General features: G+C 71.2%; 25 protein-coding genes. 18 read left to right on the top strand and 7 right to left on the bottom strand.

From position 1 onward, the window contains the following. The first annotated feature begins 79 nt into the window (after window positions 1-79). The 14 genes from clpB to KBX08_RS10895 all read left to right on the top strand — a co-directional run bounded on the left by clpB (window position 80) and on the right by KBX08_RS10895 (window position 11,533). On the top strand, window positions 80-2,671 hold the full coding sequence (gene clpB, locus KBX08_RS10960; RefSeq protein ID WP_210782987.1) for an ATP-dependent chaperone ClpB: 2,592 nt from the start codon (window positions 80-82) through the stop codon (window positions 2,669-2,671). A gap of 177 nt (window positions 2,672-2,848) precedes the next feature. Further along, the gene (locus KBX08_RS10955) at window positions 2,849-3,475 is read left to right on the top strand and encodes a DUF4178 domain-containing protein (protein WP_210782985.1); all 627 of its coding nucleotides are present in this window, start codon (window positions 2,849-2,851) and stop codon (window positions 3,473-3,475) included. A gap of 1 nt (window position 3,476) precedes the next feature. Beyond that, window positions 3,477-3,989 carry a DUF2617 family protein gene (locus KBX08_RS10950; protein ID WP_210782983.1) on the top strand — a complete coding sequence of 171 codons (513 nt, stop codon included), beginning with the start codon at window positions 3,477-3,479 and terminating at the stop codon, window positions 3,987-3,989. Continuing rightward, window positions 3,986-4,411, top strand: coding sequence for a DUF4247 domain-containing protein (locus KBX08_RS10945; RefSeq protein WP_210782981.1), 426 nt, complete (start codon window positions 3,986-3,988; stop codon window positions 4,409-4,411). The genes KBX08_RS10950 and KBX08_RS10945 overlap by 4 nt, the downstream gene beginning before the upstream one ends. Before the next feature lie 33 nt (window positions 4,412-4,444). Further along, window positions 4,445-4,867: a DUF350 domain-containing protein gene (locus tag KBX08_RS10940; protein ID WP_210782979.1), complete on the top strand. Its 423-nt coding sequence runs from the start codon at window positions 4,445-4,447 to the stop codon at window positions 4,865-4,867. Window positions 4,868-4,919: 52 nt separating this feature from the next. After that, the gene (locus KBX08_RS10935; RefSeq protein ID WP_210782977.1) at window positions 4,920-6,512 is read left to right on the top strand and encodes a polyamine aminopropyltransferase; all 1,593 of its coding nucleotides are present in this window, start codon (window positions 4,920-4,922) and stop codon (window positions 6,510-6,512) included. A gap of 113 nt (window positions 6,513-6,625) precedes the next feature. Then, window positions 6,626-7,006: a hypothetical protein gene (locus tag KBX08_RS10930; protein WP_210782975.1), complete on the top strand. Its 381-nt coding sequence runs from the start codon at window positions 6,626-6,628 to the stop codon at window positions 7,004-7,006. Between the two features lie 15 nt (window positions 7,007-7,021). After that, window positions 7,022-7,309, top strand: coding sequence for a hypothetical protein (locus KBX08_RS10925; protein WP_210782973.1), 288 nt, complete (start codon window positions 7,022-7,024; stop codon window positions 7,307-7,309). A gap of 82 nt (window positions 7,310-7,391) precedes the next feature. Then, complete coding sequence (locus KBX08_RS10920) at window positions 7,392-7,976, top strand: DUF4178 domain-containing protein (protein WP_210782971.1); 585 nt, start codon at window positions 7,392-7,394, stop codon at window positions 7,974-7,976. Between the two features lie 102 nt (window positions 7,977-8,078). After that, the gene (locus KBX08_RS10915) at window positions 8,079-8,843 is read left to right on the top strand and encodes a hypothetical protein (protein ID WP_210782969.1); all 765 of its coding nucleotides are present in this window, start codon (window positions 8,079-8,081) and stop codon (window positions 8,841-8,843) included. Window positions 8,844-8,915: 72 nt separating this feature from the next. Beyond that, window positions 8,916-9,569, top strand: a complete 654-nt coding sequence (locus KBX08_RS10910) for a hypothetical protein (protein WP_210782967.1) — start codon at window positions 8,916-8,918, stop codon at window positions 9,567-9,569. A gap of 10 nt (window positions 9,570-9,579) precedes the next feature. Further along, window positions 9,580-10,389 (top strand): SDR family oxidoreductase, encoded by an 810-nt coding sequence (locus tag KBX08_RS10905; protein WP_210782965.1) that lies wholly within the window; start codon window positions 9,580-9,582, stop codon window positions 10,387-10,389. 169 nt (window positions 10,390-10,558) lie between these two features. After that, window positions 10,559-11,098 (top strand): orotate phosphoribosyltransferase, encoded by a 540-nt coding sequence (gene pyrE, locus KBX08_RS10900; RefSeq protein ID WP_112586136.1) that lies wholly within the window; start codon window positions 10,559-10,561, stop codon window positions 11,096-11,098. A 57-nt stretch (window positions 11,099-11,155) separates the two neighbouring features. Continuing rightward, on the top strand, window positions 11,156-11,533 hold the full coding sequence (locus tag KBX08_RS10895) for a helix-turn-helix transcriptional regulator (RefSeq protein WP_030332125.1): 378 nt from the start codon (window positions 11,156-11,158) through the stop codon (window positions 11,531-11,533). Window positions 11,534-11,699: 166 nt separating this feature from the next. On the opposite strand, the gene KBX08_RS10890 is transcribed toward KBX08_RS10895, so the two are convergent. From KBX08_RS10890 to KBX08_RS10875, 4 genes are all read right to left on the bottom strand, one after another. Continuing rightward, entirely contained in the window at window positions 11,700-12,521 is an 822-nt protein-coding gene (locus KBX08_RS10890; RefSeq protein WP_210782963.1) for a DedA family protein, read from the bottom strand. 187 nt (window positions 12,522-12,708) lie between these two features. Continuing rightward, the gene (locus tag KBX08_RS10885; protein ID WP_210782961.1) at window positions 12,709-14,268 is read right to left on the bottom strand and encodes an LPXTG cell wall anchor domain-containing protein; all 1,560 of its coding nucleotides are present in this window, start codon (window positions 14,266-14,268) and stop codon (window positions 12,709-12,711) included. 257 nt (window positions 14,269-14,525) lie between these two features. Next, the gene (locus tag KBX08_RS10880; protein ID WP_210782959.1) at window positions 14,526-16,097 is read right to left on the bottom strand and encodes an LPXTG cell wall anchor domain-containing protein; all 1,572 of its coding nucleotides are present in this window, start codon (window positions 16,095-16,097) and stop codon (window positions 14,526-14,528) included. Between the two features lie 147 nt (window positions 16,098-16,244). Further along, complete coding sequence (locus KBX08_RS10875; RefSeq protein ID WP_210782957.1) at window positions 16,245-16,457, bottom strand: hypothetical protein; 213 nt, start codon at window positions 16,455-16,457, stop codon at window positions 16,245-16,247. Window positions 16,458-16,581: 124 nt separating this feature from the next. On the opposite strand from KBX08_RS10875, the gene KBX08_RS10870 reads away from it, so the two are divergent. Then, complete coding sequence (locus KBX08_RS10870; RefSeq protein WP_030491363.1) at window positions 16,582-16,965, top strand: phage holin family protein; 384 nt, start codon at window positions 16,582-16,584, stop codon at window positions 16,963-16,965. A gap of 136 nt (window positions 16,966-17,101) precedes the next feature. Next, window positions 17,102-18,127 (top strand): class II fructose-bisphosphate aldolase, encoded by a 1,026-nt coding sequence (fbaA, locus tag KBX08_RS10865; protein WP_124853722.1) that lies wholly within the window; start codon window positions 17,102-17,104, stop codon window positions 18,125-18,127. Window positions 18,128-18,179: 52 nt separating this feature from the next. Here fbaA and KBX08_RS10860 read toward each other — a convergent pair whose 3' ends face one another. Beyond that, window positions 18,180-19,373, bottom strand: a complete 1,194-nt coding sequence (locus KBX08_RS10860) for an LOG family protein (protein WP_210782955.1) — start codon at window positions 19,371-19,373, stop codon at window positions 18,180-18,182. Window positions 19,374-19,622: 249 nt separating this feature from the next. Between KBX08_RS10860 and KBX08_RS10855 the strand changes: the two genes are divergently transcribed. Next, on the top strand, window positions 19,623-20,051 hold the full coding sequence (locus KBX08_RS10855) for a DUF3151 domain-containing protein (RefSeq protein WP_091396135.1): 429 nt from the start codon (window positions 19,623-19,625) through the stop codon (window positions 20,049-20,051). A gap of 52 nt (window positions 20,052-20,103) precedes the next feature. Here KBX08_RS10855 and KBX08_RS10850 read toward each other — a convergent pair whose 3' ends face one another. Then, the gene (locus KBX08_RS10850; protein ID WP_210782953.1) at window positions 20,104-22,461 is read right to left on the bottom strand and encodes a chromosome partitioning protein; all 2,358 of its coding nucleotides are present in this window, start codon (window positions 22,459-22,461) and stop codon (window positions 20,104-20,106) included. Window positions 22,462-22,553: 92 nt separating this feature from the next. Next, a complete protein-coding gene (locus KBX08_RS10845) occupies window positions 22,554-23,633 on the bottom strand; it encodes a hypothetical protein (protein ID WP_210782951.1) in 1,080 nt (359 codons plus the stop codon). 124 nt (window positions 23,634-23,757) lie between these two features. Between KBX08_RS10845 and KBX08_RS10840 the strand changes: the two genes are divergently transcribed. Next, window positions 23,758-25,047 carry an adenylosuccinate synthase gene (locus KBX08_RS10840; protein ID WP_210782949.1) on the top strand — a complete coding sequence of 430 codons (1,290 nt, stop codon included), beginning with the start codon at window positions 23,758-23,760 and terminating at the stop codon, window positions 25,045-25,047. The last annotated feature ends 72 nt before the right edge of the window (window positions 25,048-25,119 follow it).

The raw sequence follows: 25,119 nt of genomic DNA, 5'->3' as shown, positions 1-25,119 counted from the left end.
TCACGCGCTAAGGTTGAGCGGAATACGCTCAACTCTGGTTGTGTCCAACCCAGTGGACAACGCCGATCCGGGGGAGCCCATGAACACCGAAAGACTCACCACCAAGAGCCGCGAAACCATCACGGGCGCTGTCGCGCTGGCCAACCAGCGTGGTCACGCCACAGTGGAGCCCTGGCACCTGCTCCTGTCACTCCTGGACACCGACGGTTCGACCGCCACCGGCCTGCTGCGCGCCGTCGGGGCCGACCCGACCGAGCTGCGCCAGGCCGCCCAGCGCGCTGTCGACAATTTGCCGGCCGCCCGCGGCTCCAGCCTCGCCGAGCCGACGTTGGCGCGGGAGTTCGTCAACGCCATCGGCGCCGCCGAGCAGATCGCCCGACCGCTGGGCGACGAGTACACCTCCACCGAGCACCTGCTCGCCGGCCTGGCCCGGGTGGGCGGGGCGGTGTCCGGCGCGCTGAAGACCGCCGGCGCCACCGAGGAAGCCCTGGTCGCCGCCTTCCCGACCGTTCGCGGTGGGGACCGTCGGGTCACCACCGCCGACCCCGAGCAGACCTACCAGGCCCTCACCAAGTACGGCGTCGACCTCACCGCCAGCGCCCGGGACGGCAAGATCGACCCGGTCATCGGCCGGGACTCCGAGATCCGTCGGGTCATCCAGGTGCTCTCCCGGCGTACCAAGAACAACCCGGTGCTGATCGGTGAGCCCGGCGTCGGCAAGACCGCGATCGTCGAGGGCCTGGCCCAGCGGATCGTCACCGGCGACGTGCCCGAGTCCCTGCGCGACAAGAAGCTGATCTCGCTGGACCTCGGCGCGATGGTCGCCGGGGCGCAGTACCGCGGCCAGTTCGAGGAGCGACTGAAGTCCGTCCTGGAGGAGATCAAGAACTCCAACGGGCAGGTCATCACGTTCCTCGACGAACTGCACACGGTCGTCGGCGCCGGCAAGGGCGAGGGCTCGATGGACGCCGGCAACATGCTCAAGCCGATGCTGGCCCGTGGCGAGCTGCGGATGGTGGGCGCCACCACGCTGGACGAGTACCGCGAGCACATCGAGAAGGACCCGGCGCTGGAGCGTCGTTTCCAGCCGGTGCTCGTCGGTGAGCCGACCATCGAGGACACCATCGGCATCCTGCGCGGGCTCAAGGAGCGCTACGAGGTGCACCACGGCGTACGGATCACCGACGCCGCGCTGGTGGCCGCCGCGACGCTGTCCGACCGTTACATCACCGAGCGGTTCCTGCCGGACAAGGCGATCGACCTGGTCGACGAGTCCGCGTCCCGGCTCCGGATGGAGATCGACTCGCGTCCGGTCGAGGTGGACGAGATCGAGCGGGCGGTCCGCCGGCTGGAGATCGAGGAGATGGCCCTGGCCAAGGAGCCGGACGCCGCCTCGGCCGAGCGGTTGGAGCGGCTCCGCAAGGAGTTGGCCGACAAGCGCGAGCAGCTCACAGTGCTCTCCGAGCGCTGGCAGACGGAGAAGAGCCACATCACCAAGCTCTCGACCGCCAAGGAGGAGTTGGAACGCCTCGGCGGTGAGGCCGAGCGGGCCGAGCGGGACGGCGAGCTGGAACGCGCCGCCGAGCTGCGCTACGGCCGGATCCCCGCCCTGAAGGTCGAGCTGAAGCAGGCCGCGGAGGAACTGGCCCAGCTCCAGTCCGACGGCGCGATGCTCAAGGAGGAGGTCGGCGCGGACGACATCGCCGCTGTGGTCGCCTCCTGGACCGGCATCCCCGCCGGCCGCCTGCTGGAGGGTGAGACGGCCAAGCTGCTGCGGATGGAGGAGTCGCTGGGCGGCCGGGTGGTCGGCCAGACCGAGGCGGTCGGCGCGGTCTCCGACGCGGTACGCCGTGCCCGGGCCGGTATCGCCGACCCGGATCGCCCGACCGGCAGCTTCCTCTTCCTCGGCCCGACCGGCGTCGGCAAGACCGAGCTGGCCAAGGCCCTCGCCGAGTTCCTCTTCGACGACGAGCGGGCCATGGTCCGCATCGACATGAGCGAGTACGGCGAGAAGCACTCGGTCGCTCGCCTGGTCGGGGCCCCGCCCGGCTACGTCGGTTACACCGAGGGTGGTCAGCTCACCGAGGCGGTGCGCCGACGGCCGTACTCGGTGGTGCTGCTGGACGAGGTGGAGAAGGCCCACCCGGACGTCTTCGACGTGCTGCTCCAGGTGCTCGACGACGGCCGGCTCACCGACGGCCAGGGCCGCACTGTGGACTTCCGCAACGCGATTCTGATCCTCACGTCCAACCTCGGGTCGTCGGTGATCAGCGACCTGACGCTCGCCGATGAGCAGCGCCGGGAGGGCGTGCTGGCCGTGGTCCGGTCGCACTTCAAGCCGGAGTTCCTCAACCGGCTGGACGACATCGTGGTCTTCGCCTCGCTGCGCGGGGACGACCTGCGCTCCATCGTCGACATCCAGTTGAACCGGATGCGGCGTCGGTTGGCCGATCGCCGGCTGGGTCTGGAGATCACCGATGCCGCCCGGGACTGGCTGGCCGAGCACGGTTACGACCCGATCTACGGTGCGCGACCGCTCCGCCGCCTGGTTCAGACCGCAATCGGAGACCAACTGGCGAAGGCCCTCCTGTCCGGCCAGATCCGCGACGGCGAAACCGTGAAGGTGGACCGCGCCACCGAAACCAACACCCTGTCCGTCACCGCCGCCTGATCCGTCGCACCCGGGCCGATCCCGCCTCGCAGGCGGGGTCGGCCCGACCCGTTCTCTGCCCCCGACGGTGCCCCACCGGGACGCTCCGTAGCTGCCGTATCACCAGGCAATGATGAGTTTCTCCAGGTGCGCGGGGTTGTTACCGTTCCCGCCGACGCACTTGGGGAGGTGGTCGGCATGAACGGTCCCGTGGCGTACCTGGTGGCGACGCTGGGGTGTCTGATCGGAGTCGCCGGGGTCGTGGTGGCGGTGGTGGCAGTTCGCAAGGGCCGCAAGGCCGCCCGGCCGGCTGCACCCGCAGACCCGTTCCGGGACACCGACAGCGACGCGCTCCGCGGTGACCCGCGCAGGCTCAAGCCCGGCGACATCGTCGAGATCCGCCGGGTGTCGTACGCGGTCCGGGGCTCGGTGCATCTGAATGAGGGCGGCTGGAGCTGGGCCGAGCACCTGCTCGACACCGTCGAGGGCGACAAGCGCTGGCTCTCCGTGGAGGAGGACCCGGACCTGGAGTTGGTGCTCTGGACCGCCGAGCCGGCCGCCACGATCGCCCCGGGCGCGTCCGCCCTCGACTTTGCCGGCCGCCGCTACGCCTTGGAAGAGTCCGGTCAGGCCCGCTTCACGGCCACCGGCAGCACCGGCCTCGACCCCGGTGGCACCCTTCGATACCACGACTACCGGGCCCAGGGCGGCGAACGGCTTTCCTTCGAGGCGTACGGCCAGGCCGGCTGGGAGGTCGCCCGGGGCGAGCAGCTGCACCGCGCCGACGTGATGGTGTACCCGCAGGCCGGGCCGGAGGCCAGCTGACGTGTTGGTGAGCCTCCACACCCCATACGTCGACACCTGCGCCGCCGACTTGAGCCTGGCACTCGGCGGCCCGGAGCGGCCCGCGCTGCACGTCCGCGATCTCACGCTGCCCGGGGACGTCCGGCTACGGCTGCGCCTGCTCGGCGCGTCCCACCAGGTCGTGCTGGCCGAACCCGGCAGTGCGGTCGGACTCACCGAGACGGTCGCCTGCCTGCCTGGTCGGCCGCCGCACCTGCCCGGCGCCCTGCACGACGAGGCGGGCGGCTACCGCTTCACCGCCAGCGTGCTGCGCCCCGCCGACGGTGAGTTGCACACCCGGATCGCCGGGCTCCGCGCCGACCTGGCCGACGACCCGTATGCCCTGGTCGGAGTCTTTCCCGGTGATCCGGACGCGGTCACCGCGCTGGCCGTGCGCACCGACCTGCCGCACCTGTCGGTCGGCTGGCGTACCTGGCACGCGTACCCGCAGACCAATGAGCTGGTCCTGACCGAGACGGTGGTGGCACTGCGATGACGTACCGACGCTGGTTCGTGGTGGGCGCGGCGACGGCAGTGGTCGGCGTGCTGGTCGCGGCCTTCGCGCTCGTCAACGGCACCTTCTCCCCGCGCGCCTACGTGCAGGACAGGTACTCGCGAGCGGCCAGCCGGGACATCGGCCGGGAAGCGACCGCGTACACCTCGTCCAAGTCACCGACCACTGTCGCCGAGGAACTGACCGACGCGTGGAAGCCGTCCGACCGGTACGCCGACGGCAGCGGCGTCTACCTGCGCTACGACGACGACTCGGTGGTGATCCTGCCGATCGCCGCCGGCTCGGTGATTCTGCTCGAAGACATGAAAACCGCTCACCCTCGTTACCACTCGACCGTCGGGTCGTACTGGGGCTGGGGACGCGGCAGCAGCGTGCGGGGCGGCGGCCCCGGCACCGGCAAGTAGCCCGACGCCCGACCCCTTGACCTGGAGCCCTCCGTGCAGAACCTCGTCATCGATCTACTGGCCACCCTTGCCTTCGGCGCGGTCGGCGTCGTCCTCATGGGCATCGGCTACGGGCTGGTCGACCTGACCACTCCCGGCAAGCTCCACGAACTGATCTGGACCGAGCGCAACCGCAACGCGGCGCTGCTGCTCGCGTCCAACCTGCTCGGCGTCGGCACCATCGTTGTCGCGGCGATCGTCGCCAGCGACGACGACCTCGCCCTGGGGCTGGTCGGCGCGGCGGCCTACGGGATCGTCGGCCTGGTGATCATGGCCGCGGCGTTCCTGCTGCTCGACGCGGTGACCCCGGGCCGGCTCGGCGAGCTGCTGGTCGACCCGGAGCCGCACCCCGCCGTGTGGGTGTCGGCAGTGGTGCACCTGGCCACCGGCGCGATCATCGCCGCCGCGATCCTCTGATGACCGGGGGACCGCGACCGCGCGGTGCCGGTCGGCCGTACCCGGGGCGGTCATGAGCACCGGGGCGCCGCGGGTGGTCGACGGCGGCACCGAGGCCCGGCCGCACTGGCGGCTGGCCCGCGCGGCGGTGCTGGTCGCGGTCTTCGTCTGCGCCGCCTGCGGGCTGGTCTACGAGCTGGCCCTGGTCGCGCTCGGCAGCTACCTGATCGGCGACACCGTCGGGCAGGCGTCGATCGTGCTCGGCGTGATGGTCTTCGCGATGGGGGTCGGCGCGCTGGTCGCGAAGCCGTTGCAGCCCCGGGCCGCCGCCGCGTTCGCGGTGATCGAACTGACCCTGGCCCTGCTCGGTGGTCTGTCCGTGCTCGGCCTCTACGCCGCCTTCGCCTGGCTCGACCTGTACGGCCCGGCGCTGGTCGGCACCGCCTTCGTGCTGGGCCTGCTGATCGGCGCGGAGATTCCGCTGCTGATGGTGATGCTGCAGCGCATCCGCGAGCAGGCCGCCGGCAGTGCGGTGGCCGACCTGTTCGCCGCCGACTACGTCGGCGCGCTGCTCGGCGGGCTCGCCTTCCCGTTCCTGTTGATCCCCGTCTTCGGCCAGCTCAAGGGCGCCCTGGTGGTCGGCGCGGTGAACGCGGTGGCCGGTCTCGCCCTGGTCTGCACGGTGTTCCGGAGGGAGCTGAGCCGCCGCGCCCGGCTCGTCCTCGGCGCCGGCTCTGTCGTGGTCGCGCTCTGCCTGGGGTACGCCTGGGTGACCGCCGCCGACTTCGAGGTGACCGCCCGGCAGCAGCTCTACCGGGACCCCGTGGTGTACGCCGAACGCTCCCGTTACCAGGAGATCGTGCTGACCCGGTCGGTGCGGGAGGTCGGCCACGCCGACACCGACCTGCGGTTGTTCCTCAACGGTGATCTTCAGTTCAGCTCGGTCGACGAGTACCGCTACCACGAGGCGCTGGTGCATCCGGCGATGCGCGGCCCGCGCGGCGACGTCCTGGTTCTCGGTGCCGGCGACGGCCTCGCCGTCCGGGAGATCCTGCGGTACCCGGACGTCCGCCGGGTGACAGTGGTCGACCTCGACCCGGCGGTGGTGGCGCTGGCCAGCACCGTGCCGCAGCTACGGGAGCTCAACGGCGGCTCGCTCGACGACCCCCGCGTGCGGGTGCTGAACACTGACGCGTTCGGCTGGCTGCGTACCGCCGCCGAGCGCTTCGACGTGGTGGTCGCCGACCTGCCCGACCCGGACGAGACGGCCACCGCCAAGCTCTACACGGTCGAGTTCTACGCGCTGATCAGGTCGGTGCTCGCCGAGCAGGGACGGCTGGTGGTGCAGTCCGGCTCGCCGTACTTCGCGCCCCGCTCCTACTGGTCGATCGATGCGTCGGTGCGGGAAGCCGGCTTCGCCACAGTGCCGTACCACGTCGACGTGCCGTCCTTCGGCGACTGGGGTTTCCTGCTCGCCACGGCGGGAACCGTCCCGCCGGTGCTGGAACTGCCGGCCGACGCGCCCCGGTTGCGTTTCCTCGACCCGGGCGTGCTGCGGGCGGCGGCGGCCTTTCCCCCCGACCGCGCCCGCCTGAACGTGCCCCCCAGCACCCTCCTTCGACCGAGGGTCCTCGACTACGCCCGCACGGAGTGGCGCGGCTACTGACCCCCACGACCTGGCGCCTGGACAAGGCGGCTGTGTCAGGAGAGTGTCCGCTCATGGCGCAAACCTCTTGATTAACGGGGTGGAGTGGGGGCGGACGGGGAAAGGGTGGAGGCATGTTTGGGATGCGGAAGGCTTGGGAGCGCGAATTGGGCGCCGCCGTCGACGAGTTGGTGGCGGCTGACACGCTCGCCTTCGGGGGAGTTGGCTTCGCCGGGACCCTGTTGCCGGTGACCGAGGCGTACCACCGGGTCGAGGCCGCCCTCAGCGACCACCCCGAGGAGGTACGCCGCCAGCTCGACCGGGTGCTGGCCGACGGCACGCCCGCCGGCCGGGCGTACGCGGCCACGCTGCTCGAGCGGGTCGACCCGGAGGCGGCCCGAGCGGCCTGGACGTCGCTGCGGGACGATCCGAGCGAGTTCACCACCTTCGTCGGCTGCGTGATGGACAGGGAAACCCTCGGCACGTACGCCAGTCGGCGGCTCGCCGCAGCATGATCCATTCGCCGGTCGGTGCTGCCCGATTGGTTCTGCCGGTCGCCGACGCCGCGTACCGCGAACGAGGCGCTGCCCGGCCCGGCCTGGGTGATGCCCGTCCCCACCTACGCCCCGACCGGTTACGGATATCCGACAGCTCCGCTCGTGCCGGGCTTCCTGCCGCCGAACCAGCCGCTCCCACCCGGCTACCTGATCTGCCCCGACCCGGCCGCGCACCTGACCCCGGGCGCGCCGGGCACCTCACCAGGGCCGACCGGACCCCCGGCGGCACCTCCGCAGGACGCACCCGACCACACTCGCTAGCTGAGCTGTCGGCCACAGCGCGGGCCTTCCTGGTGCCGAGGGTTGTTACCGTCTGCGCCGACGTACCTGGGGAGGTGGTCGGGTGGACGCGCTGGTGACGTGCCTGGTGGCGGCTGTTGCCGTACTCGCGGTGGTGGTGGTGGTGGTCGTCGTGCGGGCCCGCCGACGGCCGACGGCCCGGCCCGACGGCCAGCAGGCGGAGCCGCCGCGCGGCGGCCCGCTCCGCCTGGCCCCGGGCGACCGCGTGCGGATCCGCGAGCGGGAGTACGCGGTGAGCGCCACGATCCGGCTGGTCGAGGGCGACTGGAGTTGGGTGCAGCACCTCCTCGACGACGACTCCGGCACCCGACACCGGCTCTCCGTGGAGGACGGCCCCGAACTCGAGCTGGTGTTCTGGACCGCCGAACCGGGCGCCACCGTCACCCCGGGCGCCCCGACCATCGAACTCGGCGGGCGGCGCTACACCTGGGCCGAGACCGGGCAGGCGCGTTACACAGCCACCGGCGAGACCGACCTGCCGTCGGCCGGGACGATGCGCTACCACGACTACCAGTCCGGCGGTGCCGCGCGGCTCTCCTTCGAGGCGTACGGCGAAGAGGGTTGGCGGGTCGCCCGCGGTGACCTGCTCGACCCCGCCGACCTGACGATCCGCCCGCCCCGTGCCTGAGACCCGCTGAACCGGACCGGGCGGACGCGCCGGGCTCGTCACGGCATGCCGAACTGGCTGGTTGTCGATACGGTGTGGGCGCGATCTTAGGGAAGGAGAATCGTGGTCGATTCCCAGAGCACGCCGGCCCGTCAGCGGCCATCCATTGTGTCGATTTCCAGTTACCTGCTCTTCCTGTTCCTGGCACTCCAGGTGATCACTCTGATCATCACGCTCAGCACCTTCGGCAAGACGCGGGACGCGCTCCGTGCGGCGTACGCGGACAGCGCCACCGACGGTGACCAGGTGGCCGACGTCTTCGCCGTCATCGGCATCGGCGGCAGCATCGTCCTGCTGCTGCTCGCGGTCGTGCTGGGCGTGCTGGCCCTGTTCAACAACCAGGGCCGCAACGGCGCCCGGATCACCACCTGGATCGTCGGCGGCATCATGGTCTGCTGCGTCGGCGGTGGCCTGCTCAGCAACGCGGCCGGTGGTCTCAACACCGGTGGCGGGAATGCCGGCGACGGGCCGAGCCCGGAGGAGATCCAGCGCCGTCTGGAGGAGGCCCTGCCCTCCTGGGTCACCCCGGTCAGCCTCCTGCTCGGCGTGCTCAGCCTGATCGCGCTGATCGCGGCGCTGGTCCTGCTGGCGCTGCCGAAGGCCAACCCGTTCTTCCGCAAGCAGACCGCGGGCTGGGAGCCGCCGACCCCGGGCGCCAGCTACCCGGGTCCGCAGGCGCCCGGTCAGCCGGGCTACCCGCAGGCATCGGGTGAGCCCGGTTATCCGTCGAGTGGGGAGCCGAGCTACCCGCCGCCACCGGTCGCGAACCGGCCGGACGACACGCCGCCCACGGACCGGCCCGGGTCAACCCCGCCGCCGACCAACTGACGGCTCGATAAGCACGACGCCGACGATCCCTCCGAGTAGGTTGCAACCCGACGCCTACCGGAGGGATTCGTCGTGTCGTACCCGGAATCGGCACCGGCCCGCCGGCCCGCCGCCGTCCTGTCGGCCGCGACCGTGCTGTTGGTGATGGCGGTCGCCGCGCTCGCGTACGCCGTGGTCGACCTGGTGGTGCTGGGCGGGACTGTCGACGCGTTCCGCTCCGCCGCCCGCGACACCTCGGCAAGCCCCGAGCAGATCGACGACGTGGTGACTCTGCTCCGCGCGTCCGCGGTGCTGTCGGCGGTGGTGGCGGCGCTCTCCGCGCCACTGCTCGCCGGCCTCGCCCTCGGGCTGCTGGCCGGCCGCAACGGCGTCCGGGTGGCGACCTGGGTGGTCAGCGGGCTCGGCCTTCTCGGCGGCTGCTGCAGCGTGGCGGTGGTCGTCGGCGAACGGGCCGCGCCATTGCAACTGGGCTCCGGTGAGCAGGCTCTCGCCGAGTTGCTGGGCCTGATCGGCGACGCGTACCCGTCCTGGTGGATCCCGCTCAACGCCGGGCTTTCCGTCGCCCAAGGGCTCGGTTACCTTGTAGTAGCTACGCTGCTGGCACTGCCGGCCGCGAGCAGCTGGTTCGGCCGCCACCGCTCGACACCAACCGCACCGCCCCACTTCATGCCCGCCCCGCACCAGCCCCCGTCGGCGCCGCCCGCGCCCCCGTACCCGCCCAGGTGAGGACCACTCCGTGACGCTCGACCCCACCACTGCCGAGCGCCGAGCCCTGATCACCGGGGCCACCGCCGGCATCGGCGCGGCGTTCACGCGGCGGCTGGCCGCCGACGGCTGGCACCTGGTGCTCGTTGCCCGCGACGCGGCGCGGCTGACCGAGCTGGCCACCGAGCTGGGTTCCACGTACGGACGCGAGGTGGAGACGATCTCGGCGGATCTGTCCACCGACGACGGATGCGCCACCGTGGAGCAGCGGCTCGCCGACGGCAGCCCGGTGCACCTGTTGGTCAACAATGCGGGGATCAGCCTGAACAAACCGTTCCTGCGCTCCACGGCGGAGGACGAGGCGCGACTGTTGCGACTCAACGTGCACGCGGTCATGCGGCTGACCCTGGCGGCGCTCCGACCGATGACCGAACGGCGAAATGGGGCAGTGATAAATGTCTCTTCGGTCGCCGGTTTCGGTACGGCCATGCCCGGATCGACGTACTCGGCCAGCAAGGCGTGGGTCACCAACTTCAGTGAGTCCGTCGGGCAGTCGGCGCGGCCGTTCGGCGTACAGGTGATGGCCCTCTGCCCCGGCTACACCCGCACCGAATTCCATCAGCGAGCCGGCATCAACATGTCCAAGACGCCGGAGTGGCTGTGGCTGCGGGCCGAGGATGTGGTGGACGAAGCCCTGCGTGACCTGCGCAAAGGCAAGATGGTCAGCATCCCGGCGTGGAAGTACAAAGTGGTCGTCGCCGGCATGCGACACGCGCCGCGGCGGCTGCTCCAGGCGGTCGCGCGGGACACCCGCGGCCGGATCGGTCGCGACGAGCGCTGAGCTTCGACCGGCCCGCCGACACCGAGCGAGTGGTGGGACGGCGTTGGCACGCCGCTGTCGGGCCAGTTGCTGAGCGTAGTCGAGCATCGCCAGTCATCGGTTCCCCCCGGGGCTGATCAGGGTGGACCCCGCACACGGCGTTCAGAGTTGCGCAGTAACCTCTATCGCCATGGGGGACCACGACGACCTGCGTAAATTCATTACCGACCTGGCTGTGGTCCACGGCCGGGTCGTGCTCTCGTCGGGGCGCGAGGCAGACTGGTACGTGGATCTGCGGCGCGTCACGCTCCATCACCGGGCCGCTCCTCTGGTCGGCCGGGTGTTGCTCGACCTCACCGCCGACTGGGAGTTCGACGCCGTTGGGGGCCTCACCCTGGGCGCGGATCCTGTCGCGCTCTCGATGCTGCACGCCGCCGCTCCGACCGGCCGGGCCCTGGACGCCTTTGTGGTGCGCAAGGCGGGCAAGGCCCACGGTCTTCAGCGGCGGATCGAGGGACCGGAGGTGGCTGGCCGTCGAGTGTTGGCGGTGGAGGACACATCCACGACGGGCGGAAGTGTTTTGACCGCTGTCGAGGCGCTTCGCGAGGCCGGGGCGGAAGTCGTGGGCGTGGTGGTTATTGTTGATCGAGGCGCCGGCGACGCGGTGCGAGCCGCCGGATTGCCGTACCGGGCGGCCTATACGTTGGCTGACCTCGGCCTTGTGGCGTAAAAGTCTGCCGATTCGGATCTGCTGATATGCAGGCGGATCGATGCTGCTGGTGGAAGGATGGAATACGTGGGAACTGCGTTGGCCGAAATGACTATGCCTCAGATCTCGCCGCTAAACGGCGAGCCGATCGAACGTGCCGATGCCGAGCGTCTCGCCGGGGTCCTCAAGGCCCTTGCTGATCCTGCTCGGTTGCGGCTGCTCAGCCTGATCCAGTCGGCCCCCGAGGGCGAGGCGTGCGTCTGTGACCTGACGGCGCCGCTCGGCCTCTCTCAGCCGACGGTCAGTCATCACCTGCGTATCCTCACCGAGGCTGGCTTGTTGCAGCGGGAGAAGCGCGGTGTCTGGGCGTACTACAGCCTGGTCCCGAGTGCGATCGCGACGATCGCCGACCTGCTGACCCCGCCGCGTAAGCGGGCCACCAAGAAGGCCCGCTGACCTAGGCACTACACGCCGTCCCGAGCCGGGGCGGCGTCCGGTGGCGAGCCAGGGGTGGCGCCACCGGTGGTTGACACCTGCTCGTCCCCGGTCGCACCACCGGAGGCCGGGTTCGACATGCCGACGGCCGACCCCCTCACCAGGGGGCCGGCCGTCGTCGTACCGCTCAACGGTCCTGACCGTGCTCCGGGCGCTGACGGCCGTGCTCGTGCCGGTCGTGGTCGAACGCCTCACGGGCCGCCTCCACCGCGCCGGCGGCACTGGCCGCCGCGACCACCGCGACCGCCTCGCCGCGCTTACGAGCCCGCCGGTCGCGCAGGAACTCGAAGAAGATCGGCAGCACCGAGATCACAATGATCAGGGCCACCACCGGCAGGATGTAGTGGTCGATCTTGTCGCCGATGGCCTGGTAGATCTGCTCGGCCAGCAGGTAGCCGATCAGCAGGATGCCGTCCACCCAGAGCACCGCGCCGACGATGTTCCAGAGCAGGAACTTCTTGGCCGGCATGCCGAGCGCGCCCGCGACCGGGTTGAGGAACGTGCGGACGATCGGAATGAAGCGCGCCAGCACGACGGCCTTCGCCGGGCCGAACTTCTGGAAGTAGTACTCGGCCTTCTCCACGTACTCCTTCTTGAAGAGACGGGAGTTCGGCCGCTCGAACATCGGCCGGCCGTACCGCGCGCCGAGCCAGTGCCCCAGCTGCGCGCCGACGATCGCGCAGATCGGCCCACCGATCAGCAGACCGGTGAGGGAGAGGCGGGTGCCGTCGCCGAAGATCGCGTCCGCCACCGGTGACGAGGCGACCCCGGCGAGGAACAGCAGCGAGTCACCGGGGAAGAAGAAGCCCACCAGCAGGCCGGTCTCGGCGAAGAGGATCACCCACACGCCGATCAGCCCGAAGGTCTGCAACAGATCCTTGGGATCGAGCGGGTTCAGGGCGACGTTCTCCACGAGAGCGCGGGTCTTCTCAGCTGTGTCCACGGCCACAAAGGGTACCGAAGCCCAGGGCCCCGGCCGCGCCGGACCGGCCCGTCACCACCCGCCCGCGCCGTGGGGTCCAACGACGGTGCCCCGGCGTCGTGGGGTCCAACGACGGTGCCCCGGCGTCGTGGGGTCCAACGACGGTGCCCCGCCGACCGTGGTGGTCGACGGGGCGCCGGTGGTGCGGGGTGGGTCAGGCGACGAAGCGGGTCCGGCGGCGCTTGGCCACCAGGTAGCCGCCGACGCCCGCGGCGAGCAGCAGCGCGCCGAGGCCGACGATCAGGCCGGTGGACTGACCGGTGACCGGCAGCGAGCCGCCGTCGTCACCGCCGCCCTGGCCGCCGTCTCCGCCGCCGTTCACCAGGATCTGCGCGGTGTCGTTGGCCGGGTTCAGGTCCTTGATCTCGGTCTCCTCGTGCCCGGTACGCAGCGTGACCTCGCCGGCCTGGTCGCCGGCCTGGTCGATCCGCACCTGGAACTCGTAGTCGACCTTCTCGCCCTTTTTGATCGAGCCGTCCACGAAGCACCGGTAGACCCGCGCGCCGGGCTTGCCCGGCTCCCACCCGTCGTCCTCGGAGTCGAAGCAGTTCTCCGAAGCGCGGACGGCGGTGACGCCCTTCGGCAGCGTGACGGTGGTGCCGATCCAGGGCGACTCGCCGCCACCCGCGTTGACGGCCGCCGGCCCGTTGTTGACGTAGCCGACCGTGAGCGCGACGGTGGCGCCGACGTCACCGGTCACCGTCGCGCCGCGCGCTGCCACATCGGCCCGCTGGTCGCCGGTCACCTGAAGGTCGACCCAGGTCGAGTTGTCCAACGGGTTGACGTCGGTCTGCCGGGAGCGCAGGTTCATGACCGGCTCGAGCTTCAGCTCACCCTCGGTCCCGTTCGGCCCGAGCTTGGCCGGGAGTTCGGCCACGGACCGGTACTCGTCCCAGTCGGCAGGCGTGAACCAGGTGGAGAACCCGCCGAAGGCGTTCGGCGCCCAGCTGTCGGCGGGCACGGTGAACCCGAAGCTGTCGTCGAGGCGGAAGCTACTGTTCTCGTCGATGGTCGTGTCGAAGCGGCAGACGAACGCGAAGTCGTGCAGCGGGCCCTCGGTGTACTCGCAGTTCTCGTAGCGCTTCGACGGCTGAAGACCGTCCGCGCCGACGACGTAGAGAACCGCGTCCTTTGCGGGCACCTCGCCCCGGTTCGTCACCTGGAACGGAGCCTTCAGCGTGGCGCCGGGCGCGCCCTTGAGCTCCAGGGACTCGTTGGTGGTGAGGTCGACGCCCTCGCCGATTTCCACCGTCGAGCTGTAGGAGGCGGATCCGGACTTGCCGTCCGGCGTGACAGTGAAACTCAGCTCGCCCTTCTGATCGGGCTTGGCGTCGGCCTTTGCGCGAACGACGAGGGAGACGAGGTTCAGGTACGAGCCGTCGTCGTCCTGGTCCTCGACCTTGCACGTCAGGATCGCACCGGACTCGGTGCAGTTGTCCCCGCTGCTCTCGACGTCGGCGAAACCGTAGACCTTGCTCCGGTCCACCTTGATCGTGTAGTCGTCGGGCTGCCGCTCCGTGGTGAGCGAGAAGAGGGTGAGCCACTTCTCGGTGCCGCCGGGCGCGACGATCACGTTGTTGGCGTACAGGTCGAGATTCTCTACCGGTGCGGCGAGGGCTGCCGGTGCGGCAAAGGCGGGGGTGGCGGAGGCGGCGACGAGCGCGCCTGCTACGCCCAGCCCGGCGAGCCAACGCCGGGTGGAGTGGGTGAGCATCAGGGGAGTTCCTCCAGTTGGGGGATCAGGTGGAGCCTGCGGATCTTAAGGAATCGCTAAGGCTGACTGCAGCCCTCAAAACCGCCCGCTGGGCAAGACGAACCAAAAGGTTGATCGAAGTCACCGCAATGTCGGTCGGTCCGCTTCCGTCATCTGAGGCAGGAGCCCTCGGGAGGCGCAGTGACGTACGAGGAGTTCGCGACGACGCCCCGCCGGCCCGGTAAGGGACGGCGGGGCGTCGGTCGGGTCGGGGTGGGTCAGGCGGGGAAGCGGCTGCCTTGGCGTCGGGCGAGCAGGTAGCAGCCCACACCGGTGACGAGCAGCAGGGCGCCGATGCCGACGATCAGGTTGGTGGGGGCGCCGGTGATGGGCAGCGAACCGCCACCGCCCGCGCCACCGTCGCCATCACCGTCGCCTTGGTCACCGCCGCCCTGGGCCGCGTTGACCACGATGGTGGCCTTGTCGTTGGCCGGTTCGATGTCGTCCTTGAAGCCCTCGCCGCCGGGGCACTCGCACGGTGCGTTGACCCGCACCGCACCCCGGGCGTTGGAGACGACCTTGTCGATACGCAGCCGGAACTTCATGGCGTAGGTCTGCCCGGCCACCAGGAGCATCTCCGAGGCGCACGAGTACGTGCGGGTGGTGTCCTGCCGCAACCAGCAGTTGTCGGGGACCTCGACGGCGGTGGTGCCCGGCGGTAGCTCGACGTCGGTGTGGGTGGCGGCCTCGAAGTCTCCGTTCGTTCCGTCGAGCGTCGCCGGGCCGTTGTTCCGGAAGCCGACTGTCGCCGTGACGACGGTGCCGGCCGCGCCCTTGAGCGTGGCGCCGATCGCCGCGAGGTCGGTGCCGTTCACGCCGGTGGCCCTGATAATCCATGCGGTGTAGTCGTTACCCGGGCCGACATCGGTCTGGTCGGCCTGCCGCACCCTGCTGGGTGCCTCGGTCATGGTCAGTTTCGGGCCGCTGCCGGGGTTGGCCGCTCGTGCGCCGACGGCCGTCCGCACCCGGGTCAGGTCCTCGAAGTCGGCGCTGGTCATGAACTGGGCGTAGCCGGAGTGGCTGGCCGGCGCGTAGGTGTCCTTGACGAATTCGAGGTTCAGCGTGGTGGCCAGCCCGGTGCCCACCGGGATGTCCTCGTCGAAGTGGCAGGAGACCAGGTGGTCGCCGGAGTAGCGGCAGTTGCTGAACCGGTCCTTGGTTCGGATCGAGTAGGGGAGGTCGAAGACCGCGACGAACCCGGTGACGGCCTTGTCGCCGGCGTTGGCCACGACCAGCGGCACCGTGAACTTCCCACCCGGCTTGGCGGAGAGGCTGGTGTACGGTCCGCCGGCCAGGTCGACCCCCTCGCCGACCCGGACCCGGGAGGTGTAGCTGCCGCGCCGCCCGCCGGCCGCCTGGAAGCTGACAGCGACGTCGCCGGAGTCGCCGAGCTGCGCATCTTCGGTGAGGCCGAGGTGAACCCGCTTGGCCCCGTTGCGGTAGATCCCGCTGCCGAGCGGCGGCATCTCGTACAGGACGACATCGGAGCGCTCCGTGCAGACGAGAACGCCCGGCTCCGGCGCGGTGCACTCCTGGCCGTCGGCAGGAGCCACAGTGATCTTGGTGGCCAGGGAGCGGTAGTCGTACCGCACGGAGACGTCGGTGAGGACCGTCGGCTCGTCGGCGTGCAGCAACAGGCCACGGATGGTCGCCTCCGAGCCGATGGCCAGCGTGGCGTCCTGGAAGTAAGGCTCGATCGTGGGTGCGGCGACGGCGGGGGTGGCGGAGGCGGCGATCAACACGCCTGCGGCGCCGAGGCCGGTCAGCCAGCGGAGCGAGTGCTTGAGCATGGGGGTCCTCCCGTGGGGGTACAGGTGGCGCTCGTCAAACCTAGGGACGCCAGACTCCTCCGGTAACCCCTCTCGGATCGATATTCGTCTAATGACCCGAACGGCTGAACACCCCTGTCGCAACGGGCAGCCGACCCCGTGACGGAATCAGCGGTAGTCGTCCTCGTCCCCGGTGACCACCCGGGCCTGCTCCATGGCGTCCCAGTCGTCGACCTCCAGGCCGCGGTGCGGCTCACTGTCGACGTCGGCCGGGCCGGCGACGGTGGCCTGCTCGACCGCGTCGGCCGGGTTCGCCTCGGGGTCCCGTTCGTTGGGCGCGAGGTGGTCGCCGGGGGTGAAGTCCTCGTCGGGCTGACCCATCATCCCTCCCGGGGGTCTCGGGGCACGGTTCCCACCCACCGTACGGGTTGGGCCGGCGCACCGCCCGGAAGCGGAGTAGGCGGAATCAGCCCTCGGCGACGCGACCCGGTGCCAGGATGGTGCCGTGGGCTTCCTCATCAGACTGGCGATCACCGCTGTCGCGTTGTGGATAACCACGCTGATCGTGCCCGGGGTCGACGTGCACGGTCGTTCGGGTGGCAACACAGTGCTCACCCTGATCGTGGTGGCGCTGATCTTCGGCGTGATCAACGCGGTGCTCAAGCCGGTGATCCGGGTCGTCGGTTGTGTGTTCTACCTACTGACCCTGGGCCTGTTCGCGCTGGTGGTCAACGCGTTGCTGTTCCTGCTCACCGACCGGATCGCCCGCGGGCTCGACCTGCCGTTCCAGGTGGACGGATTCTGGCCGGCGTTCTGGGGAGCCATCGTGATGACCGTGGTGACCTGGTTGATCAGCGTCATCGTGCCGGACAACCTGGATCGCCGGTGAACGGCTAGCACCCGGGTCGGTTGTTCCGGCGCACCTCACCTACGGGATACTTCCGGGCGGAGGACAGCGCGGTCCGGCGCACAAATGAAGAACAGCGGCCAGCACGGCCGAGAGTGGTAAGTAAGGAGCGCATCACATGCCCATCGCTTCCCCCGAGGCTTACGCGGAGATGCTGGACCGCGCCAAGGCTGGCCGGTACGCGTACCCCGCGATCAACGTGACCTCCTCCCAGACGCTGAACGCGGCGCTCAAGGGCTTCGCCGACGCGGAGAGCGACGGCATCATCCAGGTCTCCACCGGTGGCGCCGAATACCTCTCCGGGCCCTCGATCAAGGACATGGTCACCGGCGCGGTGGCGTTCGCCGCGTACGCGCACGAGGTCGCCAAGAAGTACTCGGTGAACATCGCCCTGCACACCGACCACTGCCCGAAGGACAAGCTGGACGGGTTCGTGCGTCCGCTGATGGGCATCTCGCAGGAGCGGGTGAAGCGCGGCGAGGAGCCGCTGTACCAGTCGCACATGTGGGACGGCTCGGCCGTGCCGGTCGCGGAGAACCTGCAGATCGCCGCGCAGCTGCTCGACGAGGCCGCCAAGGCCAAGATCGTCCTTGAGATCGAGGTCGGTGTCGTCGGTGGCGAGGAGGACGGCGTCGAGAACGCCATCAACGACAAGCTCTACACCACCACCGATGACGGCTTGGCGATGGTCGAGGCGCTCGGCCTCGGCGAGAAGGGCCGCTACATGGCGGCGCTGACCTTCGGCAACGTGCACGGCGTCTACAAGCCGGGCAACGTCAAGCTCCGTCCGGAGATCCTCAAGCAGATCCAGGACGCCGTCGGCGCCAAGTACGGCAAGGACAAGCCGCTCAGCCTGGTCTTCCACGGCGGCTCGGGCTCCCTGCTGAGCGAGATCCGCGAGGCTCTGGACTACGGCGTGGTGAAGATGAACATCGACACCGACACCCAGTACGCCTTCACCCGCCCCGTCGTGGACCACATGCTCCGCAACTACGACGGCGTGCTGAAGATCGACGGCGAGGTCGGCAACAAGAAGCAGTACGACCCGCGCGCCTGGGGCAAGGCCGCCGAGGCCGGCCTGGCCGCCCGGGTCGTCGAGGCCTGCGAGCACCTGCGCTCCACCGGCACCACGATGACCAAGTAACGACGTCCGACCCGACGGCCGGCTTCCCGCACGGGGAGCCGGCCGTTCGTCGTCAGGCCGTCAGCAGGCGTACGGCCTCGCGCACGTCGTCGGTGAGGTGGATCGTCGACGACAGGTCACCGAACGGGGACGCGGCCAGCAGCGGACGCAACAGCGCCTCCACCGGCAACTCCACTGTCCAGTAGGCGCGGTCCAGGAAGATGTACGCCCCGCTGGCGCCGTCGGTGCCGTAGTAGGTCTTGGTGGCCGCCTGGAACACCTCCTGCACCGTGCCCGCCCGCCCCGGCGCGAAGACGATGCCGCCCCGGGCGAGGCGCAGGATGGTGTCCTCGCGGATCGCGTTCGAGAAGTACTTCGCGATCCGCCCGGCGAACAGGTTCGCCGGCTCGTGCCCGTACAGCCAGGTCGGAATGGCCAGACCACCCGCACGCGCCCAGTCCAGGTCGTCGCCGCGCTGCCGGGGCACCCCCGCGTACCGCTGCCGGACCGTCAGCGCGGTGGCCGTGTACCGGTGGTGGTCGGTGAAGTCGGGGGCGGTGGCCAGCAGGTCGATCGCGGCCGTCACATCGGTCGCCGGCCGGTCCGCCAGGTAGGCGCCAAGGTTCGCGGCCTCCATCACACCCGGGCCGCCGCCGGTCACCACCAGCCGGTCGGCCCGCGCCAGCTCCCAACCCAGCACCGCCGCCATCCGGTACGCCGGACTGCCGCGCCGCACCGCGTGCCCGCCCATGATGCCCACCACCGACTGCGGCCCGTGCGCGGTCAGCCAGATCCGGGTGGCGTCGGCCAGCGCGTTGTCCACGCCGTGGTCGTGCAGCCGCTGACCCAGCGCCTCCTTGACGTCCGGCAACGCGCCACCGTGCGCCCGGTAGTGGTCGTACACCCGGGTGTCGTACATCCCGGTGAACCCGCCCTCGGCGAACCCGGCGGCCAGTTCGTCCGGGGTGTAGAGGTGCGTCGGCTGGGTCGGGTACGGCAACCCGGAGAACGGCGGCACCACGTTCGCGCCGCGCCGGACCAGGTCGGCGCCCACGTCCCGGGACGCGAACCGGCAACCGACGAAGAGGGTGCCGGCGACGTCGACGCCGGTCAGGTCGGGCACCGGCGCGAGGTCGAGCCGCAGGCCCTGCACGGTCAGCCCGGTCAGCCGACCGGTGGCCAGCTGTTGGTCGAACTCGGCCCGGGTCTGGATCTCACCGGCGTGCAGGTGCGGCTCGATGACGTCCGCGGGAGGTGGGGTCGGCACCGGGCCATCCTGCCCCTCCGCAGGGGCCGGTCAAACCTCGGGCCAGGGGTGGAACCGACAGGAGCCCGATGGTCGTGGCCACCGGGCTCCTGCATAACCGGTTCCTGGGGAGGCTCCGGACTATTAGTTGTAGTGGAAAACGCCAGGCAGCGGCATAGGCCGCAGGCGTGACCAACTCCTCAGCCGTTCAGCGGGACACGTCGGCCGACCCGCTCGCGTGTCGCCCTGTCTAGCGGGTTGAATGGGGCGATGCAGAACCTTTTGCCAGAGCCACCGGCCACCCGCCTGCCCGTGAACGACGAGGCCGACGCCGCCCTGGCCGCCGCCGACGAGGCCGGCACCGATGAGGCGTACGCCAACGTGGCGGCCGGCTTCCCGACCTACAGCGCGGCCTGGGCGGAGCTCGCGGCGCGGGCGTTCGCGCAGGGCCAGGTGGTGACGGCGTACGCGTACGCCCGCACCGGTTACCACCGGGGCCTCGACCAGCTGCGCCGCAGTGGTTGGAAGGGGCACGGCCCGGTGCCGTGGTCACACGAGCCCAACCGGGGCTTCCTCCGTTGCCTCTACGTGCTGTCCCGCGCCGCCGACGAGATCGGCGAGGCCGACGAGGCGGCCCGCTGTGCCCAGTTCCTGCGCGACTGCGACCCGGAAGCGGCGGACGCGCTGGCGAGCAACTGACCCCGCCCCGGCGGCCGGCCCGACATCGGGCCGGCCGTCGGTGGGTTGGGCCCTACAGCCCTTCGGCGACCGCCGCGGCGATCTTCAGCCAGGCGTCCCGGGTGGCCGAGGAGAGCCCGCCGTACCGGATCGGCTCGCCACTGTCGATGAGCCGCTCGTACGGGGCCAGCAGCACCGCCCGGGTGCGGGCCGCGAAGTGCTCCTGGATGGCCGGCAGGTCGATCTCCTTGCGGGACGGTGGCATCGACACCACCGTCACGGCCTGACGGACCAGCCGTTGCCGGCCGCTCTGTTCCAGGTGGTCGAGCATCCGGGCGGCGGTCTCGGCGGAGTCGTTACGGGCCGACATGGTGACCACCAACTGGTCGGTGGCGTCCATCGACGCCTGCCAGTTCTGTGCCCGGACGTTGTTCCCGGTGTCCACGAAGATCAACTTGTAGAACCGGCTGACCACCTCACGGATCTCGGCGAACGCGGCAGCCGTCAACATCTCGCCACCGGTGGCCGACTCGTCCGAGGCCAGGACGTCGAACATCCCCTCGCCCTGCGAGCGGACGTACTGCGACAGGTCGCCGACCCGCCCGTGCGCACCCTGGAACTGCCCGAGGTCACGCAGCATGTCCCGCACGGTGCGGGAGTGGAAGTCCTGTTGGGCGCGCATCCCCAGGGTGCCCTGGGTTTCGTTGTTGTCCCAGGCCAGCACGTAGCCGCCACGCTTCTGACCGAACGTCATCGCGAGCAGCAGGATGGCCACCGTCTTACCGGCACCACCCTTCGGGTTCACCACGGTCACCTGCCGCAGACCGCCGAAGTTGCGGCGCACCATCTCGATGTCCCGCTTGAGCTCCTGCTCGTGCCGCCCGGGAGAGAGTCGGAGCAGGCCCATCTTGTTGACCACCGCGCGTACACCCATTGTCGCCACCGGGTCGGCGGGTCGAACCTGGCGGCGTCGGGCGAAGTCCTCGGCGGTCGGAGCGGCGGTGGTGTCCGGTGTCCAGCTCGCGTCCGGGTACGCGGGGGCCGGCACCCGGGTCACCCCGTCGGCCTCCTGGTACGGCTGCCCGGGCGTGCCGCCGGGCGAGCCCTGCTGCCAGGGCGGCGGGTACCAACCCGGCGAGGGCGGGAACGGCCCGGGTGGTGGGGTCCCCGGCCCGGCCTGCCCAGCAGCGTGCTGCGGTGCGGCAATGCCGTGCGGTGGGTTGTTGAACTGCGTCACGTCGGGCGGCGGTGGAATCTGCGCCGGGCCGGCCTGGCCGGGGATGAACGGCTGCCCGGGGTGTGCCTGCCCGGCGTCGGCGTGCGGGGCGACCGGCGGCGGCGGAATCGGAGGCGTCGCGCCGGACTCGCCCTGGGCGGGCGTGGCCGTTCCGGCCGGGCGTTGCGGCGGGTACGCCCACGGCGACTCGGCAATCGGCCGCGCCGGCCCGTCGGCGGACCCGTCCGCACCGGGCCCGCCGGCCTGGTGCACCGGCTGGCCGGGCTGCGGTGTCGGCCCATCAGCCTGCGGTGTCGGCCCACCAGTCTGGGGCACGGTCCCGCCAGGCTGCGGTGCCGGCCCGGCCGCCGCGAGGGCTGCGGCCGAGGGGTCTGCCGGTGCGGGGCCGGCGGCCGTCGGGCTGTCGGTGGCGTTCGGGCTGGCGGCGGACGCGGTGGCCGCCGGGACGGGCCGGTCGGCGGCTGCGGCCGTGGTGGGGCGGTCGGCGGCTGCCGATGCGGCGGGGCGGTCGGCGGCGGTCGGGTTGTCCAGGGTGAACGGCAGGTTCAGGTCGACGCCGCCCGGGGTGATCGGCCCGGCGGTCGGGCCCCGGTCGCCGGGTTGTACCTGAGTCGCTTCACCGGCCTGGCTGGCCGGGTCGGGCGCGGCACTGCCCGCGTCGCTAGCGGAGGGACGGCCGTCCCTCGGCGCGGAGGTGGTGCTCGGCGTCGCGGCGGCAGCCGGCATGCTGGTGCCGGCTGGCCCACCGTTGCTCCCCGGGCCGGTCGCCGGCGGCGTCGGCCGGGCGCCGGTCGCTGGCGGAGCGGGCGGTGACGCAGCGGCCGGGTCGGTCGGCGGCGGCCAACTCGGCTGCGCCGGCGCCCAACCCGACCCGGCGCCGGACGGGCCGCTGGCCCCCCACCCCCCGGGCGCCGGGACGGCGCCGGTGAGCGACGGGTAGTCCGACGGCGAGGGCGGCGACTGGGCCGCAGCGCCCGGCTGGCCGGGAACCGGCGGTCGCCCGATCGGCGGCGCGGCCACCGGTGGCGTGACCGGATGTGTGACCGGCGACGGCCCACCCCGCTGCTCGGTGACCGCAGCCCACGGCGGCACCGCGCCCCGGTCGCCCGGATCTGGCGGCCAGAGTGGTTCGACGTCCCGCTCCGGCACCGGCTGCTGGCCGGGCACCTGCGCCCGGTCGGCGTTCTCGTCCATTACGGCCCTCCCCAGTCCTCCTGCGAGGATAGGCCCAATCGCCCAACAGGGCCGATCGGCGCAGGCAGGTCGGCCGGTCGGTGCGGTCGAGGTCAGATCGACCAGACCGCCCACGCGCCCGGCTCGACCCACCAGGAACGCTTCCGGGTCAGCTCGCCCTCGACACCATCGTCGAGGTACGGCACCTTGCCCTCCCTGGGCAGCACCGACACCGCCCGCCCACGGGCCCGCCGAACTTCGAGGCGTACCCGCTTGCGCCCCCAGGCCGAGCGGACGACCACCGGCACGGCCACCGCGACCTCGACCTGGCCGTCGGCCGGGTCCGGTGCGGTCAGCAGCGTCACGTCGTTGAGCGTCGCGTACCCGCCGGCGTTGCCGACGGCGCAGGCCAGCAGCGGTTCCGCACCGTCGGTGAGGATGGTGTCGTCGACCTCCACCCGGGCGCGCCAGTGCAGCGGCCGGCCGGCGTCGTCGGCCGCGCCGAGGAGCGCGCCGTCCAGGGTCACCGAGCCGCCGTCGTTGCGCAGCAGGTCCAACCGGCGCGGCGTGCCGTCCAGCACCGCGGTGGCCACCGCCGCCGGGTCACGGGGCAGCCCGAGCTGCGCGACCAGGTCCCGTTGGGTGCCGCCGCGGGCCGGGTCGAGCGGGAGTACGGCCACCGGCGGCAGGTCGGGCAGGGTCCGGTTGCCGGGCAGGTCCGCCGGGCGCTTGCTCGGCGCCGGGGCGTACCGCTTGACCAGCCGGCGCAGCACTGCGCGCAACTGCCCGTCGCTGGCAGTGGCGACGACCAGCCGGGTCTTGCTGTCCGGATCCGGCCAGGTGAGGCCGTCCGGGCGGGTCGGGCCGTCGAGCCGGGCCAACACCGCGTCGATCTCCGCGTCGGAGCGGGCGGTGACCGTCTCCACCCGGGCGCCCCGGGCGTTCAGCGCGTCGGCGCACGCCAGCACCGGCACCCGGGGCCGCTCCGTCGCGCACTGCCCGGTGTCGGTGCTGGCCTGGCCGGTGTCGGTCTGGTCGGTGTCGGTCTGGTCGGTGTCGGCTTGGCCGGTGTCGGTCTGGCTCGTCGGGGCGGTGTCGGCCCCGGTCGCGCCGCCGCAGCAGGCCCCGCCGCTGCCACAGCCCCCGGGAGCGTCCCGCTCCGAACCGAGGGTGAGCAGCACCACGTCGTACACGGAAGGAGCCTCCTGCCTCTCGACGCGACCCCTGCCGGCCGCGCCGTCACTACTTGTTAACCTGACACCCCGGGCTCGCCGAGCGGTCGCCACCTGGCACCCGAGCCTTCTGGAGGCGGAAAAGATGCCAGCGATCGTGCTCATCGGCGCTCAGTGGGGCGACGAGGGCAAGGGCAAGGTTACCGACCTGCTGGGTGAGCGGGTCGACTACGTCGTGCGCTACTCCGGCGGCAACAACGCCGGGCACACGGTGATCACCCCGGACGGCCAGAAGTACGCGCTGCACCTGATGCCGTCCGGTGCGCTCTCGCCGAACGCGATGATCGTCATCGGCAACGGTGTGGTGGTCGACCCGAAGGTGCTGCTCGCCGAGATCGACGGCCTGGCGGAGCGCGGCGTCGACGTGTCCCGGCTGCGGATCTCCGGTGACGCGCACCTGATCATGCCGCATCACCGGGCGCTGGACCGGGTCATCGAGCGGTACCTCGGCTCGTCCCGGATCGGCACCACCGGCCGCGGCATCGGCCCGGCGTACGGCGACAAGGTCGCCCGGATCGGCATCCGCCTCCAGGACCTGCTCGACCCGGGCATCCTGCGCAAGAAGCTGGAACTCGCGCTGCGCGAGAAGAACCAGATCCTGTTCAAGGTCTACAACCGCAAGGCGATCGACCTCGAGGCGACCGTCGAGGAGTACCTGGCGTACGCCGAGCGCCTCAAGCCGTACATCGCGGAGACCCGGGCGATGCTCTGGGACGCCCTGGACCGGGGCGAGACGGTGCTGCTGGAAGGCGCCCAGGCCACCATGCTCGACATGGACCACGGCACCTACCCCTTCGTGACCTCGTCGAACCCGACCGCCGGTGGCGCCTGCGTGGGCGCGGGCATCCCGCCGACCGCGATCAACAAGGTCATCGCGGTGAGCAAGGCGTACACCACCCGGGTGGGTGCCGGGCCGTTCCCGACCGAGCTGTTCGACGCCAACGGTGACCACCTGCGCAAGATCGGCGCGGAGTACGGCACCACCACCGGGCGGGAGCGCCGGTGCGGGTGGTTCGACGCGGTCGTCGCCCGGTACGCCTGCCGCCTCAACGGCGTCACCGACCTGGTCATCACCAAGCTGGACGTGCTCACCGGCCTGCCCAAGGTGCCGATCTGCGTTGGCTACGAGATCAACGGCGTCCGGGTCGACGACATGCCGATGAGCCAGACGGACTTCCACCACGCCAAGCCCGTCTTCGAGGAACTCGACGGCTGGTGGGAGGACATCACCAAGGCCCGCACCATCGACGACCTTCCGGAGAACGCCCGCCGCTACATCGCGAGGGTCGAAGAACTCTGCAACACGAGGGTGAGCGTCGTAGGCGTAGGCCCAGGCCGAGAAGAAAACGTAGTCCTCCACCCCCTCCTCCCCTAACCCCACCACCCCCAACCCCCACCCCCACCCGGTGCCCGCCTCGGTGATCAAGAGGTTTGCGTCAGATCTGGT

Source organism: Micromonospora sp. H61 (assembly GCF_018070325.1).
GTDB classification, from domain to species: Bacteria; Actinomycetota; Actinomycetes; order Mycobacteriales; family Micromonosporaceae; genus Micromonospora; species Micromonospora salmantinae.
Note: the sequence above shows the minus strand (reverse complement) of the source record. Positions and strands in the feature narration are given on the sequence as shown.

Excerpts from the sequence above, each read along its gene's own strand:
- KBX08_RS10885 (WP_210782961.1), bottom strand. The coding sequence starts at position 14,268 with ATGCTCACCCACTCCACCCGGCGTTGGCTCGCCGGGCTGGGCGTAGCA.
- KBX08_RS10855 (WP_091396135.1), top strand. The coding sequence starts at position 19,623 with ATGCAGAACCTTTTGCCAGAGCCACCGGCCACCCGCCTGCCCGTGAAC.
- KBX08_RS10840 (WP_210782949.1), top strand. The coding sequence starts at position 23,758 with ATGCCAGCGATCGTGCTCATCGGCGCTCAGTGGGGCGACGAGGGCAAG.
- KBX08_RS10875 (WP_210782957.1), bottom strand. The coding sequence starts at position 16,457 with ATGGGTCAGCCCGACGAGGACTTCACCCCCGGCGACCACCTCGCGCCC.
- KBX08_RS10955 (WP_210782985.1), top strand. The coding sequence starts at position 2,849 with ATGAACGGTCCCGTGGCGTACCTGGTGGCGACGCTGGGGTGTCTGATC.
- KBX08_RS10930 (WP_210782975.1), top strand. The coding sequence starts at position 6,626 with ATGTTTGGGATGCGGAAGGCTTGGGAGCGCGAATTGGGCGCCGCCGTC.
- fbaA (WP_124853722.1), top strand. The coding sequence starts at position 17,102 with ATGCCCATCGCTTCCCCCGAGGCTTACGCGGAGATGCTGGACCGCGCC.
- KBX08_RS10935 (WP_210782977.1), top strand. The coding sequence starts at position 4,920 with ATGAGCACCGGGGCGCCGCGGGTGGTCGACGGCGGCACCGAGGCCCGG.
- KBX08_RS10945 (WP_210782981.1), top strand. The coding sequence starts at position 3,986 with ATGACGTACCGACGCTGGTTCGTGGTGGGCGCGGCGACGGCAGTGGTC.
- pyrE (WP_112586136.1), top strand. The coding sequence starts at position 10,559 with ATGGGGGACCACGACGACCTGCGTAAATTCATTACCGACCTGGCTGTG.
- KBX08_RS10895 (WP_030332125.1), top strand. The coding sequence starts at position 11,156 with ATGGAATACGTGGGAACTGCGTTGGCCGAAATGACTATGCCTCAGATC.
- KBX08_RS10880 (WP_210782959.1), bottom strand. The coding sequence starts at position 16,097 with ATGCTCAAGCACTCGCTCCGCTGGCTGACCGGCCTCGGCGCCGCAGGC.
- KBX08_RS10850 (WP_210782953.1), bottom strand. The coding sequence starts at position 22,461 with ATGGACGAGAACGCCGACCGGGCGCAGGTGCCCGGCCAGCAGCCGGTG.
- clpB (WP_210782987.1), top strand. The coding sequence starts at position 80 with ATGAACACCGAAAGACTCACCACCAAGAGCCGCGAAACCATCACGGGC.